The organism is Corynebacterium sp. L4757 (genome assembly GCF_043673995.1).
Lineage (GTDB): Bacteria > Actinomycetota > Actinomycetes > Mycobacteriales > Mycobacteriaceae > Corynebacterium.
This window is the reverse complement of sequence record NZ_JBIMEN010000002.1, coordinates 115,358-129,602: the sequence shown is the minus strand read 5'-3', so window position 1 is coordinate 129,602 and position 14,245 is coordinate 115,358. Positions and strand designations below refer to the sequence as shown.

The following is a 14,245-nucleotide window of genomic DNA, read 5'->3' as shown; positions in this document are numbered from 1 at the left end:
CAATCTTGCCACTCTTTACGCTACTTAGCAGCCCAGAAAGCGAATTTTGAGATGAAATTTATCTTAAGACTTGCTATAGACCAGTTCAACAGCGCGTTTGCGGCAAGTGTTTACTCTTGGTCAAGAGAAAACGATGACCCGAGCAGTCACATTATTAATTTATTCTTTCCCAGCATGCGTGCCTTTAAGGGCGCATGCTGGTTAATGTGGTGCTCGGGTCATAGTTAGCCACAAATTACCAGCGGTAGTGAGCGAAGGCGCGGTTTGCCTCAGCCATCTTGTGGGTGTCTTCGCGACGCTTAACGGAAGCCCCAAGACCGTTGGATGCATCCAAGATCTCGTTTGCCAAGCGCTCGATCATGGAGTTCTCGCGACGCTGACGGGTGAAGGTAACCATCCAACGCAGTGCCAAGGTGTTAGCACGGCCTGGACGAACCTCGATTGGGACCTGGTAGGTTGCGCCACCAACACGGCGGGAACGAACCTCAAGGTCAGGGCGGATGTTGCCCAGTGCCTTTTCCAGGGTACCTACTGGATCGGTGCCGGTCTTCTCGCGGCAGATTTCCAGAGCGCCGTAAACGATACGCTCTGCGGTGGACTTCTTGCCGTCCTGCAGGATCTTGTTTACGAGCTGGGTGACCTGCTCAGAGTTGTAAACTGGATCCTTGACTACAGGACGCTTTGGAGCAGCATTCTTACGCATTTTAGTTTACTGTCCCTTCTTTGCGCCGTAACGGGAACGAGCCTGCTTGCGGTCCTTAACACCCTGGGTATCCAAGGAGCCACGGACGATCTTGTAGCGAACACCAGGAAGGTCCTTCACACGACCACCGCGAACGAGCACCATGGAGTGCTCCTGCAGGTTGTGGCCCTCGCCTGGGATGTATGCGGAAACCTCAATACCGGTGGTCAGGCGCACACGAGCAACCTTACGCAGAGCGGAGTTAGGCTTCTTAGGAGTGGTGGTGTAAACGCGGGTGCAAACACCACGACGCTGAGGGGAACCCTTCAGCGCAGCGGTAGCGACCTTAGCGCGCTTATCATGGCGGCCCTTGCGGACCAGCTGCTGAATAGTTGGCATAATCAGTCTTTCTTTCGTAGAAAATTCTTAGCCTCAGCATCTTTAGCTGCCACAAGCTCTTCGGTGCGAAACAGGTGCCTAAACACGCAAAAATGAGGACTCTTATCCGGGGTCCTACCGCGTGTCCAGATACCTGTTCCCCACCGAGTCACAACTGACTGGCGATAAATACTGAGAAAAGGATCAGACTCTTCGTCACAAAATGTAACGAACTTCGGCTAACACTACCAAAGCCCGTGCAGTTTTAACAAAACGCGTCACGGGCAGCATTTATGCTTCGGTCTGATATCGCCACTCCCACACAAGGTCCGGTGAAACTTCCTTATCGAATAGCTCCTCAAAATGCGTGGCTTCCTGGCGTTCCCAGGTCTCAAACCAGTCTTCGTAGCCTTCGTCGCGCTCCAGTGCGCGGGTGCGTCGGGCCGTCCGTGGGCCGGTCACCATCACCGTGATTACTGTGCCGCGTGCCGATGCCGCCTGGATATTCTCCGGTGATATCGCGCCCACTCCCTCCACAATCAGGTCATCACGGCCGTCGAGGCTGTACCACTCAGCAGGTGCGTTGGCGTGCCAGTCCCAGCGCCAAAAGCCGGGGTTCATCTTGCGTAATACTTGGTCCGCGACCATCTCACTGCCTTGGGCAAGACCGTGCCAGCCGGGGTAAAACTCATCCAGGTGCACCGTTTGCCATTGGGTAAACTCCGACAACCGCGCCGCAAACCACGTCTTGCCGGAGCCAGACGGCCCATCCAACAGCACCGTAACTGGTTTCATCGGCTTCTTGCGTGCAGCCACCAGCGCCATAACTTTGTCGCGTAGGAGTGATTGTCCCTGTTCTAACGTGTCAGTCTCCGCCGGATCCTCGGCACTATCCATGCCGGGTACCACGGTGATTTCAGTGTCAGTGAATACTTCCGAAGGTACATCCCCTGGTACAAGGCCGCTGTCTTCCGCCGCAGGGTCAAGGTAAGTTCTTATAACTTCAGTCATCAGTGTATTTCTCCCAGGCCAGGCGGTGCCGCTCGGGTTGCAACAGCGCCGCTGGGGCTTGATCTACCCTTCGACGTTACCACTTTCGCTGTTTCCGTTGCCGAATATGGCTTTCCGCTTGCGCTTTAAAGACCGAAGAATCGCCACGAGTCAGTGGAAACAGCGATGATTACTGGTATGGCTGCCAGTACCACGGAAATCAGCATGACCACATAATCCTTGCGGCACAGCTTGGAGGTGCGCGCCCAGGTGCGCTTTCGCGCGGAACCGAATCCGCGGGCTTCCATCGCGGTAGCAAGCTTCCCGCCGCGTCGCAGTGCAAGGACCAGCAAACCGAAAGACATGCTGATGGTATGCGCTATCTTTCCCCTATCTGCCAAGCCGCGTGCACGGCGGGACTGAGCCATGGCTTGCCAGTCATCGCGAAATAGCGTGAGCATCCGCACACCGGCGACTGCACCAATAACAAAGCGCGAAGGCAGCTTGAGGATTTGCGAAAGGGCATCGCCAAGTTCCGTGGGGTCAATATCGCGTGCGAGAACAATAACGGGTAACGCGACGGCGAGTACTCGGAGCATCATCGCAAGCGCGAGCTGGAGGGAATTATCCGTAATGGTTGCTAGCCAGAAGCTGAAATACTCCTCCCCGCTTGGGCGGGCATAAAGCAGCATGGAAATGCCGGAGATGGGCGCGATGATAAATAGAGGCCAAGAAACCTTCAGCAGGCGCGTCAGGCCCATGCCGCACAGCGGCGCCCCAATCAGCGTGATGGATAGAGATACGGCGGCACTCACCCAGTCCACTGAGAGCAACAGCGGTGTGGTGATCAGCAATATTATTGCTATCCGGGTAAGCGGATTCATGCCGCGCAATAGGTTAGGCATGGGCACTCACCTGCAGGTGGGCATCGGCAAGCGCTGCGATATACAACTCATCGTGAGTAATCGAGGCAACCGTGACGCCGCTATCCACGAGTTCACGAATCATGGTGACTAGCTCAGCGAAAGTCTGCGGGTCTTGGCCAAAAGTGGGCTCATCCAGCAGAACCACACTTGGTGCGGTGACCAGGGCGGTCGCTACCGAAAGGCGGCGCTTTTCACCGCCGGAGAGGGTGAAAGGATTGGCATCAGCAAGATGGCTCAACCGCAGACGCTCCAGCAGCATACCGATGCGCTCATCAGGTACATCCACATCCATCACCTTCGGTCCGATGCGCATTTCCTCCATCACGCTGCGGGCAACGAATTGGTGTTCGGGGTTTTGGAATACATAGCCAATACGGTGCGCAAGCTGTGCCGATGACCATTTGTGTGGATTTGGGGCTAGACCTTTGTGAATACTGGCTGCGTAGCCAATCTCTCCGGACACCGGTGGAATTAGCCCCGCCATGGTCATCAACCAGGTGGTCTTCCCGGAGCCGTTTGCGCCGGTAATAACCGTTGAAGCTCCTTCCGGTACTGCTAGTGTGCGCGGTGGCCCAAAGCGGCAGACGAGGTCGGTGGACCAGAGGGCTGAGGGGGCATCGGCAGGCACTGGCTGAGATTGCGGTAACCCCGTGACGCGGCGGGCGGCGATGGCAGGTCCGATGTCGCCATCGTAGGTAATCTCGCCGTGCTCAAGGACCAGCGCGCGGTGAAGAACTGATTCCCATTCGGAGTAATTGTGCTCGATAACGATCAGAGTTGCGCCGGTTTCTTGAACCGTGTGCGCTACTGCGGCGATGACATCGGCGGCGCCCTCGGGGTCCAGGTTGGCGGTGGGTTCATCAAGCAGGATGACCTCAGCACCCATGGCGATGACTCCCGCGAGTGCCAGGCGTTGCTTCTGCCCACCGGAAAGCCTGGCGGTGGGATGGTTGATATCTAAGTTCAATCCAACCATCTCAAGCGCTGCGTGGACGCGGCGCCAAATCTCATCGCGCTCAAGGCCCAAATTCTCGCAGCCAAAAGCGACGTCGTCGCCAATGCGGGAGGCGATCACCTGGGAATCAGGGTCTTGGAGGACAAGTCCGACGGTGGATGCATCAATGTGCAACTCCCCTACTAGCGTGCCTTCATCATCGCCGCCGAGTACGCCGGCAAGAGCCGCGAGCAGGGTGGATTTTCCCGAACCTGAGTCACCGGCGAGCAAAATACGTTCCCCGTGCTCGATGCTCAAAGAGACGTTATTAATTGCGGGCTGGGTGCGTCCGGCGTGCTGCCAGGTCAGCCCTGACGTGTAAATCTGTGGCATTTAGTTAGCGCGCTGCTCACGTCCTACAGCGAAGCGGTCCAGGGCGCCAGTCTTGGCCAGCGCTTTCACGGCGTAGAAGCCCAAGGCGCCAGCAAGAAGCGCGCCGGAGATGACCAGGCACGTTAAGTAGATGAGATTGAACTCCAGTGACTTGGCAATGTTGGCGGAAGTGAATAGCTCCAGTACGTAGGCACCGAGTGCGGCACCGATACCGCCGAGGACTGCTACGGAGAGACTGAAGCGCTTGTACAGGAAGATAGCGAAGACGATTTCAACGCCGATGCCCTGAGCGAGTCCTGAATAGAGCGTTTCTGGTCCCCATTGGGAACCAAAGACTGCCGAGACCGTAGCAGCAAGAGTCTCCACATATAGTGCTGCGCCAGGCTTGCGGATGATGAGTGCGCCGATGACGCCACCGATGAGCCACACGCCGGTGGCCATGCCGCCGAGACCTGGAGTGAGCGCGTCCATCGCCATGAACCACGCATAGCCGACTGAGTTCCACAGTACGAAGACCAGACCACAGGCCACGGCCAAGATGGAAGCAACGATGATGTCCACAACCCGCCACTGGAGCGTTCGACGCGCTTGAGCTTGGGCAGGGTTAGCTAAAGTAGCCATTTCTTTATCCTTTCGCCGGCATTATCCGGTTCAAGTTCGACGGTTTCCATAACGCCTGCGCTATGGCTCTCAGCCCGCACATTGCTTGCGAGCACCCGTAAATGAATGTTGTGCCTATAACAGTTACCAGATGGCGGTAAGAAAGACGAATGCGGCGTCGATGCCCTGATTGACCAGGAACATCGACGCCGCATTCGGGGTGTTGTGTCGGGAGATTACACCTTAGAAGGTGAAGTCCTCATCCAGTGGGACGGAAGCGCCGGTGAACTCACCGAAGCCGTCATCGCCGTAGATGGAATCGCCATAAGTCGGAATCGAGTATGCCGCATTGCGGGCAGCCTCGGTCGGCTTAACGGAGATGTTGCGGTAACGGGAGATACCAGTACCAGCTGGGATCAGCTTACCGATGATGACGTTCTCCTTGAGACCGATGAGCTTATCGGAGCGTTTGTTAATAGCGGCATCGGTAAGCACGCGGGTGGTCTCCTGGAAGGATGCGGCCGAGAGCCAAGACTCGGTAGCCAAGGAAGCCTTGGTGATACCCATAATCTCAGAACGCAGCTGAGCTGGTTCCTTGCCCTCTGCCTGCATACCAGCGTTGACCTGGCGTGCCTCAGAAAGGTCAACCAAGGTACCTGGCAGCAAGTCGGTGTTACCGGAATCGATAACAGTACCGCGACGCAGCATCTGACGGATGATGATCTCGATGTGCTTATCGTGGATAGCCACACCCTGAGTACGGTAAACCGCCTGAACCTCATCAATGAGGTGCTTCTCCACACCACGACGACCGAGAACCTCGAGCACGTCATGTGGGTCAGCAGCGCCACGCATCAAACGAAGACCGGTGGTGACATGGTCACCGTCGCGCAGGGAGCGCTCGATCATCGCATTCGGGTTAGATTCCATCGGGCGACGTACCTGAGCCAGGCCCTGACGCTTCGACAGCTTCTCGTAGACCACGTTGTCCGAACCATCATCTGGGGTGATGGTCAAAGTCCAGAAGTTACCTTCATCGGACAGGGAGATGGTGCCATCGACGGAAGCGATTGGTGCGCGGTTCTTCGGGTTACGAGCCTCGAAAAGCTCCTGAACACGAGGCAGACCGCCGGTAATATCGCCACCGACACCACCCTGGTGGAAGGTACGCATTGTCAGCTGGGTACCAGGCTCACCAATGGACTGAGCTGCAACAATACCGACTGCCTCGCCGATATCGACCAGCTGGCCAGAAGCCATGGACTTGCCGTAGCACTTCGCACACACGCCGGCTGGGGTCTGACAGGTCAGTACGGAACGAACCTTAACCTGTGGAATACCAGCAGCAACCAGCTTATCGGTGAGCTCTTCGGTCAGGTCAGCGCCTGCTTCAGCAACGACGTTGCCTTCAGAGTCCTTGACGTCGGTTGCCACAACGCGGCCCGATGCTGAGGTCTCCCACAGCTCGTGGACAGCGTAGGTGCCCTCAGCGATTTCCTCACTGATTGGGACGCGCACACCCTGGCGGGTGCCACAGTCATCCTCGCGGACGATAACGTCCTGAGCAACGTCAACCAGACGACGGGTCAGGTAGCCAGAGTCAGCGGTACGCAGAGCGGTATCCGCCAGACCCTTACGGGAACCGTGGGAGTTGTTGAAGTACTCCAGAACCGACAGACCTTCACGGAAGGAGGTCTTAATCGGACGGGTGATGTAGTCACCCTTGGAGTTCACAACCATGCCCTTCATGCCGGCCAGGGTCCAGATCTGACGCATGTTACCTGCTGCACCAGACTTAACGATCATCGGAATTGGGTTGTCATCAGGGTAAAGTGCCTCTACCGCGTTACCCACGGCATCGGTTGCGTCCTTCCACAGCTCAACCAGACGGTCGTAGCGCTCGCGCTCGGTCAGTGCACCCTGCTCCCAGAACTTACGCTCGATGCGCTCCGCTTCCTTCTCATAAGACTCAAGCATCTCGGTCTTATTTGGAAGAACCAGAACGTCGTGCATGGTGATGGTGACACAAGAACGGGTTGCCCAGTAGAAACCGGCATCCTTCATCTTGTCCAGCACCTGAGCAACGGTGATCATTGGGTACTTGACAGCGAGGTCATTGATGACGTCACCGAGCAGAACGATGTCCTTGGAGCCGCCCTTACGGACCATGACGCCCTCAAGGTATGGGTAGTTCCATGGCAAGAGCTCGTTGAACATGATGCGGCCCAGGGTGGTCTCAGCCATCCAGGACTCGCCCTTGGTCCAGCCATCTGGGAATTGAGCTGCCTCAATAGCCTCAGTTGGACGCAGGTGATCAAGACGAACCTTGATTGGAGCCTGCAGGCCCAATACGCCACGGTCATACGCCATAATTGCTTCTGCGTAGGAGGAGTACACGCCCTGTGCAGGACCGTTCTCATCAGCAGGAGCGTAGCGGCCGTTGCCACCAATTTCATCCTCGCGCTTGTTCATGGTGAGGAAGTACAGACCGGTCACCATGTCCAGACGTGGCATAGCCAGTGGCTTACCAGACGCTGGGGAAAGGATGTTGTTGGAGGACAGCATCAGAACGCGAGCCTCAGCCTGGGCTTCAGCGGACAGTGGCAGGTGAACTGCCATCTGGTCACCGTCGAAGTCGGCGTTGAAAGCTTCACAAGCCAGTGGGTGCAGCTGAATAGCCTTACCCTCAACCAGCTTAGGTTCGAATGCCTGAATACCCAGGCGGTGCAGGGTTGGTGCACGGTTCAGAAGAACTGGGTGCTCAGAAATTGCTTCTTCCAGAACGTCCCACACCTCAGGGCGCTGACGCTCAACCATGCGCTTAGCGGACTTGATGTTCTGCGCGTAGTCATTTTCAACCAGGCGCTTCATCACGAATGGCTTGAAGAGCTCGAGAGCCATCAGCTTTGGAAGGCCACACTCGTGCAGCTTCAGCTGAGGACCAACGATAATAACGGAACGACCGGAGTAGTCAACACGCTTACCCAGCAGGTTCTGACGGAAACGACCCTGCTTACCCTTGAGCAGGTCACTCAAGGACTTCAGTGGTCTGTTACCAGGACCGGAAACTGGGCGGCCACGACGGCCGTTGTCGAAGAGCGCGTCAACAGATTCCTGCAGCATGCGCTTCTCATTGTTCACGATGATCTCAGGTGCCCCGAGATCGATCATGCGCTTGAGGCGGTTGTTGCGGTTGATGACACGACGGTAAAGGTCGTTCAAGTCAGAGGTAGCGAAGCGGCCACCGTCCAGCTGAACCATTGGGCGCAGCTCTGGTGGGATCACTGGGATGGAGTCAAGCACCATGCCAGCTGGATCGTTGCCGGAACGCTGGAAGGCTGCAACAACCTTCAAACGCTTCAGCGCACGCATCTTCTTCTGGCCCTTGCCATTGTTAATGACATCGCGCAGCTCTTCTGCCTCGGCGTCGAGGTCGAAGTTGCGGATCAGGGTCTGGATAGCTTCTGCACCCATGCCGCCGGTGAAGTAATCCTCGTAGCGGTCAACAAGCTCTTCATAGATGGTTTCATCGATGATCATCTGCTTTGGAGCAAGCTTGTTGAAGGTATTCCAGATTTCATCCAGGCGTGCGACTTCGCGCTCACCACGTTCACGGATGTGCTGCATTTCCTTATCAGCAGCGTTCTGAACCTTGCGGCGAGCATCAGCCTTAGCGCCTTCTGCCTCAAGAGCAGCCAGGTCATCTTCCAGCTTGGATGCGCGCTCAGCAATTTCAGCCTGAACGTCATCTTCAACGTCCTTCTTCTCCAAGAGCATTTCGCCCTCAAGAGTAGACAGGTCATTGTGGCGAGCCTCGTCATCAACGGAGGTGATGATGTTGGCTGCGAAGTAGATGATGCGCTCCAAATCCTTTGGAGCCAGGTCCAGCAGGTAGCCCAAACGGGATGGGACGCCCTTGAAGTACCAGATGTGGGTTACTGGAGCAGCGAGCTCAATGTGGCCCATGCGCTCACGACGAACCTTGGACTTGGTGACCTCAACGCCACAACGCTCACAAATGATGCCCTTGTAGCGGACACGCTTGTACTTGCCACACTGGCACTCCCAGTCACGGGTAGGGCCGAAGATACGCTCACAGAAAAGGCCGTCCTTTTCTGGCTTCAGGGTGCGGTAGTTGATGGTCTCAGGCTTCTTAACCTCGCCCTTAGACCAACGGCGGATGTCGTCGGCGGTGGCCAGTCCAATACGAAGCTCATCGAAGAGATTTACGTCGAACACGTAACGTCTCCCTTTCATCCTCCTTTAAACGGAGGAAGTTGATTGGATTTTGTCTATTTAACGAATTCCTGCGCCTTGAGCGTTCGCCGCCATATGTGGTGGCGAACGCTCAAGACCAAAAGTGCACGATTAGGCGATGTCTGCGGAAGAGCCCTCATCACGGGACAAGTTAATGCCCATGGAAGAACCGGATTCCAGATCATCTTCGTCGCTGCCGGAAAGCTCCATTGGAGTGCCGTCTGCGGAAAGAACTTCCACGTTCAGACACAGGGACTGTAGCTCCTTGAGCAACACCTTGAAGGACTCAGGAATACCTGGATCCGGGATATTGTCGCCCTTCACGATTGCCTCGTAGACCTTGACACGACCAACCACGTCATCGGACTTAATGGTCAGCAGCTCCTGCAGGGTGTAGGCAGCGCCGTATGCCTGCATTGCCCACACCTCCATCTCACCGAAGCGCTGGCCACCGAACTGTGCCTTACCACCCAGTGGCTGCTGGGTAATCATGGAGTAAGGACCGGTGGAACGTGCGTGGATCTTCTCATCAATGAGGTGGTGCAGCTTCAGGATGTACATGTAACCAACCGAGATTGGGTACTGGTATGGCTCACCCGAGCGGCCATCGAAAAGCTGTGCCTTACCGTTCTCATTCACCATGACGTCGCCGTCACGGTTTGGCTTGGAAGAAGCCAGCAAACGAGTCAGCTCTTCGTTGGTAGCACCGTCAAAGACAGGGGTTGCGGTCAAGGACTCTGCAGGAACGTCATAAAGCTCCTCAGGCAGGGTCTTCAGCAATTCCTCATTCTTAGGATCCTGGGTGTCAACGGTCCAGCCAGTGTGTGCCAGCCAGCCCAAGTGCAGCTCCAGAACCTGACCAATGTTCATACGACGTGGAACACCGTGGGTGTTCAAGATGACGTCAACTGGGGTGCCGTCCGACATGAATGGCATGTCCTCTGGAGGCAGAACCTTACCCACAACACCCTTGTTGCCGTGGCGGCCAGCGAGCTTATCGCCGTCCTGGATCTTACGCTTCTGAGCAACGTAGACACGGATCATCTCATTGACACCAGGTGCCAAATCATCATCGTCATCGCGGGAGAAACGAGCAACGCCAATAACCTTGCCGGTCTCACCGTGAGGAACCTTCATAGAGGTATCACGAACCTCGCGTGCCTTCTCACCGAAGATGGCGCGCAGCAGACGCTCTTCTGGGGTCAGCTCGGTCTCACCCTTAGGAGTGACCTTACCTACCAGAATGTCGCCTGGACGCACGTCAGCACCGATGCGAATGATGCCGCGGTCATCCAAGTCACGAAGAACATCTTCGGACACGTTTGGAATCTCACGAGTGATCTCTTCTGCACCCAACTTGGTGTCACGAGCATCAATCTCGTGCTCCTCAATGTGGATGGAGGTCAAAATGTCCTCTTCCACAATGCGCTGGTTCAGGATGATCGCATCCTCGTAGTTGTGGCCTTCCCATGGCATGAATGCCACGAGCAGGTTACGACCCAGCGACATTTCGCCGTTGTGGGTACCTGGGCCATCGGCAAGCACCTGGCCAGCCTCAACACGCTGGCCCATGGAGACCAATGGAGTCTGGTTGTAGTTGGTGCCCTGGTTGGTGCGCTCAAACTTACGCAAGATGTAAGTATCGCGGATGCCCTCATCGTCCATGATGGTGATGAGATCAGCGTTGACGTTTTCAACCACACCAGCCTTCGGAGTGATCACAACATCGCCGGCATCGTATGCAGCGCGCAGCTCCATACCGGTACCAACATAAGGTGCCTCAGCGCGGACCAGTGGAACAGCCTGCTTCTGCATGTTCGCACCCATCAACGCACGGTTAGCGTCGTCGTGCTCCAAGAATGGAATCATTGCGGTACCAACGGAAACCATCTGACGTGGTGAAACGTCAACATAGTCAACGCCGGAAGCGTCGGTCACGCCAATATCGCCGTCCTTGAGGCGAACCTCAATACGGTCGCCGATAATGTTGCCATCAGCGTCCTGCTCAACTTCAGCCTGCGCAATGGAGTAGCGGTCTTCTTCGTCCGCGGTCAGGTACTGAACAATGTCAGTAACCTGGCCATTCTCAACCTTGCGGTAAGGGGTCTCAATGAAGCCGAACGCATTCACGCGAGCATATGAAGCCAAAGAGCCGATCAGACCAATGTTTGGACCTTCGGGAGTCTCAATTGGGCACATACGGCCGTAGTGAGATGGGTGAACGTCTCGGACCTCAATGCCGGCGCGCTCACGGGACAGACCACCCGGGCCTAGCGCAGACAGACGACGCTTGTGGGTCAGACCCGACAGCGAGTTGTTCTGGTCCATAAACTGCGACAGCTGGGAAGTTCCGAAGAACTCACGGATAGCTGCCGAAACAGGGCGAACGTTGATCAAGGAGGTAGGAGTAATGGACTCCGCGTCCTGAGTGGTCATGCGCTCACGCACAACACGCTCCATGCGAGAGAGACCAACACGAACCTGGTTCTGGATCAGCTCACCAACGGTACGCAGACGACGGTTACCAAAGTGGTCGATGTCGTCAGTGCTTACTGGAATGATGTCACCGTTAGGTGCCTTCATTTCACGCTCACCGGTGTGCAGGCGAACGAGGTATTCCAGGGTGACAGCGATATCTTCTTCGGTCAGGGTCATCAGACCGTCATGATCGCCGCCGAGGCCGAGCTTGCGGTTGACCTTGTAACGGCCCACGCGAGCCAGGTCATAACGCTTTGCACGGAAGAAGGAGTTATCCAGCAAAGACTGAGCAAGATCGCGGGTTGGCTGCTCGCCTGGACGCTGCTTGCGGTAGATCTCCAGCAAAGCTTCGTCGGTGTTGGCAACGCCATCGGACTCCAGAGTTGACATCATCAGCTCGGAGAAACCGAAACGGTCGCGGATCTGCTGCTCGGTCCAGCCGAGAGCCTTCAGCAATACGGTGACAGGCTGACGACGCTTACGGTCGATACGGACACCAACGGTGTCGCGCTTGTCCACGTCAAATTCCAGCCACGCACCGCGGGATGGGATGACCTTCACGGAGTGCAAAGGGCGCTCCGTGGACTTATCAATAGTCTGGTCAAAGTAGACACCAGGGGAACGAACCAGCTGGGAGACAACAACACGCTCGGTGCCGTTGACAATGAAGGTTCCCTCATCCGTCATCATTGGGAAGTCACCAATGAAGACAGTCTGGGACTTGATTTCCTGGGTGTCATTATTGATGAACTCTGCCGTTACGTACAACGGTGCAGAGTAGTTAATGTCTTTCTCTTTACACTCATCGACGGTGTTCTTCACCGGCTCAAAGCGTGGCTCAGACAAGGACAAAGACATGTTGCCGGAGTAGTCCTGAATTGGGGACAACTCTTCCAGAATGTCTTCTAGACCAGAGGAAATGCGGGCTTCAGCGCCGCGCTCTTCCTGCTGACGTTCACGCCACTCAGGCGTGCCGATGAGCCATGAAAAGGATTCAAGTTGTAGATCAAGGAGGCCCGGAACCGCGATTGGTTCGCTGATTTTCGCGAACGAATAACGCTTCGGGGCTCCAGGGATATTGGCCACTGACTTGGTCTGGCGGGAGACTGCCAAGATGGGTCCTTCCAGCACCTCACGCGGAACGCCACTCAAGAACCACCTTGAGGAACGAAAACCGCTGGTAGATTTAGCATTCGGTCTGCTGTGGAATAATCGGGGTCAGATAGCACAAAATCACCCTGTCAAATCAGCTTTACCATCGCTACTTGTCAAGGCTAAATGCGCACTGAAGATCCGGATTCCAGCGCAACGAACAAGCCTAGTCCAAATTTGCCCCCATGTAAAGTCGGACTTGACTTTTTTATTCGACACGGACTATTACCGTGCTGCGCAGCTCATACCAGCAGGTTTTCGGATTGGAGGTCCACTTGGCCCGCTGTGTGCTTCAAGCATGAGCCTAACTTTAATTCTCCCATTTCACCAAATGCGGCCCGGGGTCAGGGCGTTCACCAACCCACTTTGGTCACGTTTTGGTTACAGGCGGCAATCTACCACGTACCAATCGATTGGGAATTATTCGCCCCGCGCGTCAGGTAATTAAGTATGTGCCGGGTAGACTAGTTTCCCATGCTGCCTAAGTCTCGAGTTTTATCCATTGTGCTGCTAGGTCTCGGTGTCGCGTTGCTGGTTGCGGGCATAGTCGCTCCCCAGTTTTTGCATTCTAGTGCCCGGCTGCCCTTGGATCTCACCGGCGCTACCTACACACTGACCGATGAAGATGGGCACGCGCAAGAAATCTCTGAGGAAGGAACCGAGCCCTATGAGGGCCCGGTGACCTATCAGATGCACGTAGATATCCAAGACCCATCGGATGAAGATACCGCGACGGTCAGCATTGGTGAATCCACGTTCCGCGGCTCAGATGATGCAATTGAGAACTTAGTTCAGGCGCAGATCTGGAACTACGCCATCGACCGCGTCACCGGTGAGGCGCAAAGCGAAGCGGATATCAGCTACCAGCTGGCCTCCCCCATGGCGACTGCACCAGTGGATGGCTACTGGTTCAAGTTCCCTTCCAATGCTGAAAAGACCACCTACCCGGCATTCGATCCCACGCTGCGCCAAGCGCGCGATGCCGTCTTTGAAGAAGAACTCGACATGGATGGACGCACGGTCTTCCGCTACCACCAGGAAATCGAACCAGAGAACGTAGCAACCCTGTATGCCGGCATCTTCAACACCACCACCCTCGAAACCGAGGATGGCGGCACCGAAGCCGGCTACCTCTTCCACTCTGGCACCCGTGACCTCTACGTCGATCAAGAGACCGGTTTGCTCATTGGCATGGACGTAGACATTCATGACTTCTACGGCGACCGCGAAGGCAATCATGACCACGACGCCCTTGTGTTGAATGCCTCAAGCACCGAAGAAGACATGTCCACGATGCTGGCGCAGGCCGATGACATCCCGCGTGAAGCCACCGCCCATGCCGCTCGCCTCGCACTGCTCATTGCAGGTGGTCTCATCATCCTGCTCGGCCTAGTCGGCACCTTCTGGCCACGCCAAAAGGCCTAACCCCTCAAGGTTTTACACCTCCCGTAACAG

At 56.0% G+C, this 14,245-nt stretch carries 9 protein-coding genes and 1 riboswitch; of the genes, 1 reads left to right on the top strand and 8 read right to left on the bottom strand.

The features are described 5' to 3' along the window. Window positions 1-235 precede the first annotated feature (235 nt). The 8 genes from rpsG to ACG98I_RS02975 all read right to left on the bottom strand — a co-directional run bounded on the left by rpsG (window position 236) and on the right by ACG98I_RS02975 (window position 12,769). Window positions 236-703 carry a 30S ribosomal protein S7 gene (gene rpsG, locus ACG98I_RS03010; RefSeq protein ID WP_394718269.1) on the bottom strand — a complete coding sequence of 156 codons (468 nt, stop codon included), beginning with the start codon at window positions 701-703 and terminating at the stop codon, window positions 236-238. 6 nt (window positions 704-709) lie between these two features. Continuing rightward, complete coding sequence (rpsL, locus tag ACG98I_RS03005) at window positions 710-1,081, bottom strand: 30S ribosomal protein S12 (RefSeq protein ID WP_394718267.1); 372 nt, start codon at window positions 1,079-1,081, stop codon at window positions 710-712. A 270-nt stretch (window positions 1,082-1,351) separates the two neighbouring features. Next, window positions 1,352-2,071: an aminodeoxychorismate synthase gene (locus ACG98I_RS03000; RefSeq protein WP_394718265.1), complete on the bottom strand. Its 720-nt coding sequence runs from the start codon at window positions 2,069-2,071 to the stop codon at window positions 1,352-1,354. Between the two features lie 125 nt (window positions 2,072-2,196). Beyond that, a complete protein-coding gene (locus ACG98I_RS02995; RefSeq protein WP_394718264.1) occupies window positions 2,197-2,955 on the bottom strand; it encodes an energy-coupling factor transporter transmembrane component T family protein in 759 nt (252 codons plus the stop codon). After that, window positions 2,948-4,303, bottom strand: coding sequence for an ABC transporter ATP-binding protein (locus ACG98I_RS02990; protein WP_394718262.1), 1,356 nt, complete (start codon window positions 4,301-4,303; stop codon window positions 2,948-2,950). The genes ACG98I_RS02995 and ACG98I_RS02990 overlap by 8 nt, the downstream gene beginning before the upstream one ends. Continuing rightward, a complete protein-coding gene (locus ACG98I_RS02985) occupies window positions 4,304-4,924 on the bottom strand; it encodes an ECF transporter S component (RefSeq protein WP_394718260.1) in 621 nt (206 codons plus the stop codon). It abuts the gene before it with no gap. Further along, window positions 4,915-5,033, bottom strand: a riboswitch (TPP riboswitch). It overlaps the preceding gene by 10 nt. A 113-nt stretch (window positions 5,034-5,146) precedes the next feature. After that, window positions 5,147-9,142 (bottom strand): DNA-directed RNA polymerase subunit beta', encoded by a 3,996-nt coding sequence (locus ACG98I_RS02980; protein WP_394718259.1) that lies wholly within the window; start codon window positions 9,140-9,142, stop codon window positions 5,147-5,149. A gap of 129 nt (window positions 9,143-9,271) precedes the next feature. Continuing rightward, window positions 9,272-12,769, bottom strand: coding sequence for a DNA-directed RNA polymerase subunit beta (locus ACG98I_RS02975; protein WP_394718821.1), 3,498 nt, complete (start codon window positions 12,767-12,769; stop codon window positions 9,272-9,274). A gap of 495 nt (window positions 12,770-13,264) precedes the next feature. Between ACG98I_RS02975 and ACG98I_RS02970 the strand changes: the two genes are divergently transcribed. Further along, window positions 13,265-14,215, top strand: coding sequence for a DUF3068 domain-containing protein (locus ACG98I_RS02970; protein ID WP_394718257.1), 951 nt, complete (start codon window positions 13,265-13,267; stop codon window positions 14,213-14,215). Window positions 14,216-14,245: the final 30 nt, after the last annotated feature.

Excerpts from the sequence above, each read along its gene's own strand:
- rpsG (WP_394718269.1), bottom strand. The coding sequence starts at position 703 with ATGCGTAAGAATGCTGCTCCAAAGCGTCCTGTAGTCAAGGATCCAGTT.
- rpsL (WP_394718267.1), bottom strand. The coding sequence starts at position 1,081 with ATGCCAACTATTCAGCAGCTGGTCCGCAAGGGCCGCCATGATAAGCGC.
- ACG98I_RS03000 (WP_394718265.1), bottom strand. The coding sequence starts at position 2,071 with ATGACTGAAGTTATAAGAACTTACCTTGACCCTGCGGCGGAAGACAGC.
- ACG98I_RS02995 (WP_394718264.1), bottom strand. The coding sequence starts at position 2,955 with ATGCCTAACCTATTGCGCGGCATGAATCCGCTTACCCGGATAGCAATA.
- ACG98I_RS02990 (WP_394718262.1), bottom strand. The coding sequence starts at position 4,303 with ATGCCACAGATTTACACGTCAGGGCTGACCTGGCAGCACGCCGGACGC.
- ACG98I_RS02985 (WP_394718260.1), bottom strand. The coding sequence starts at position 4,924 with ATGGCTACTTTAGCTAACCCTGCCCAAGCTCAAGCGCGTCGAACGCTC.
- ACG98I_RS02970 (WP_394718257.1), top strand. The coding sequence starts at position 13,265 with ATGCTGCCTAAGTCTCGAGTTTTATCCATTGTGCTGCTAGGTCTCGGT.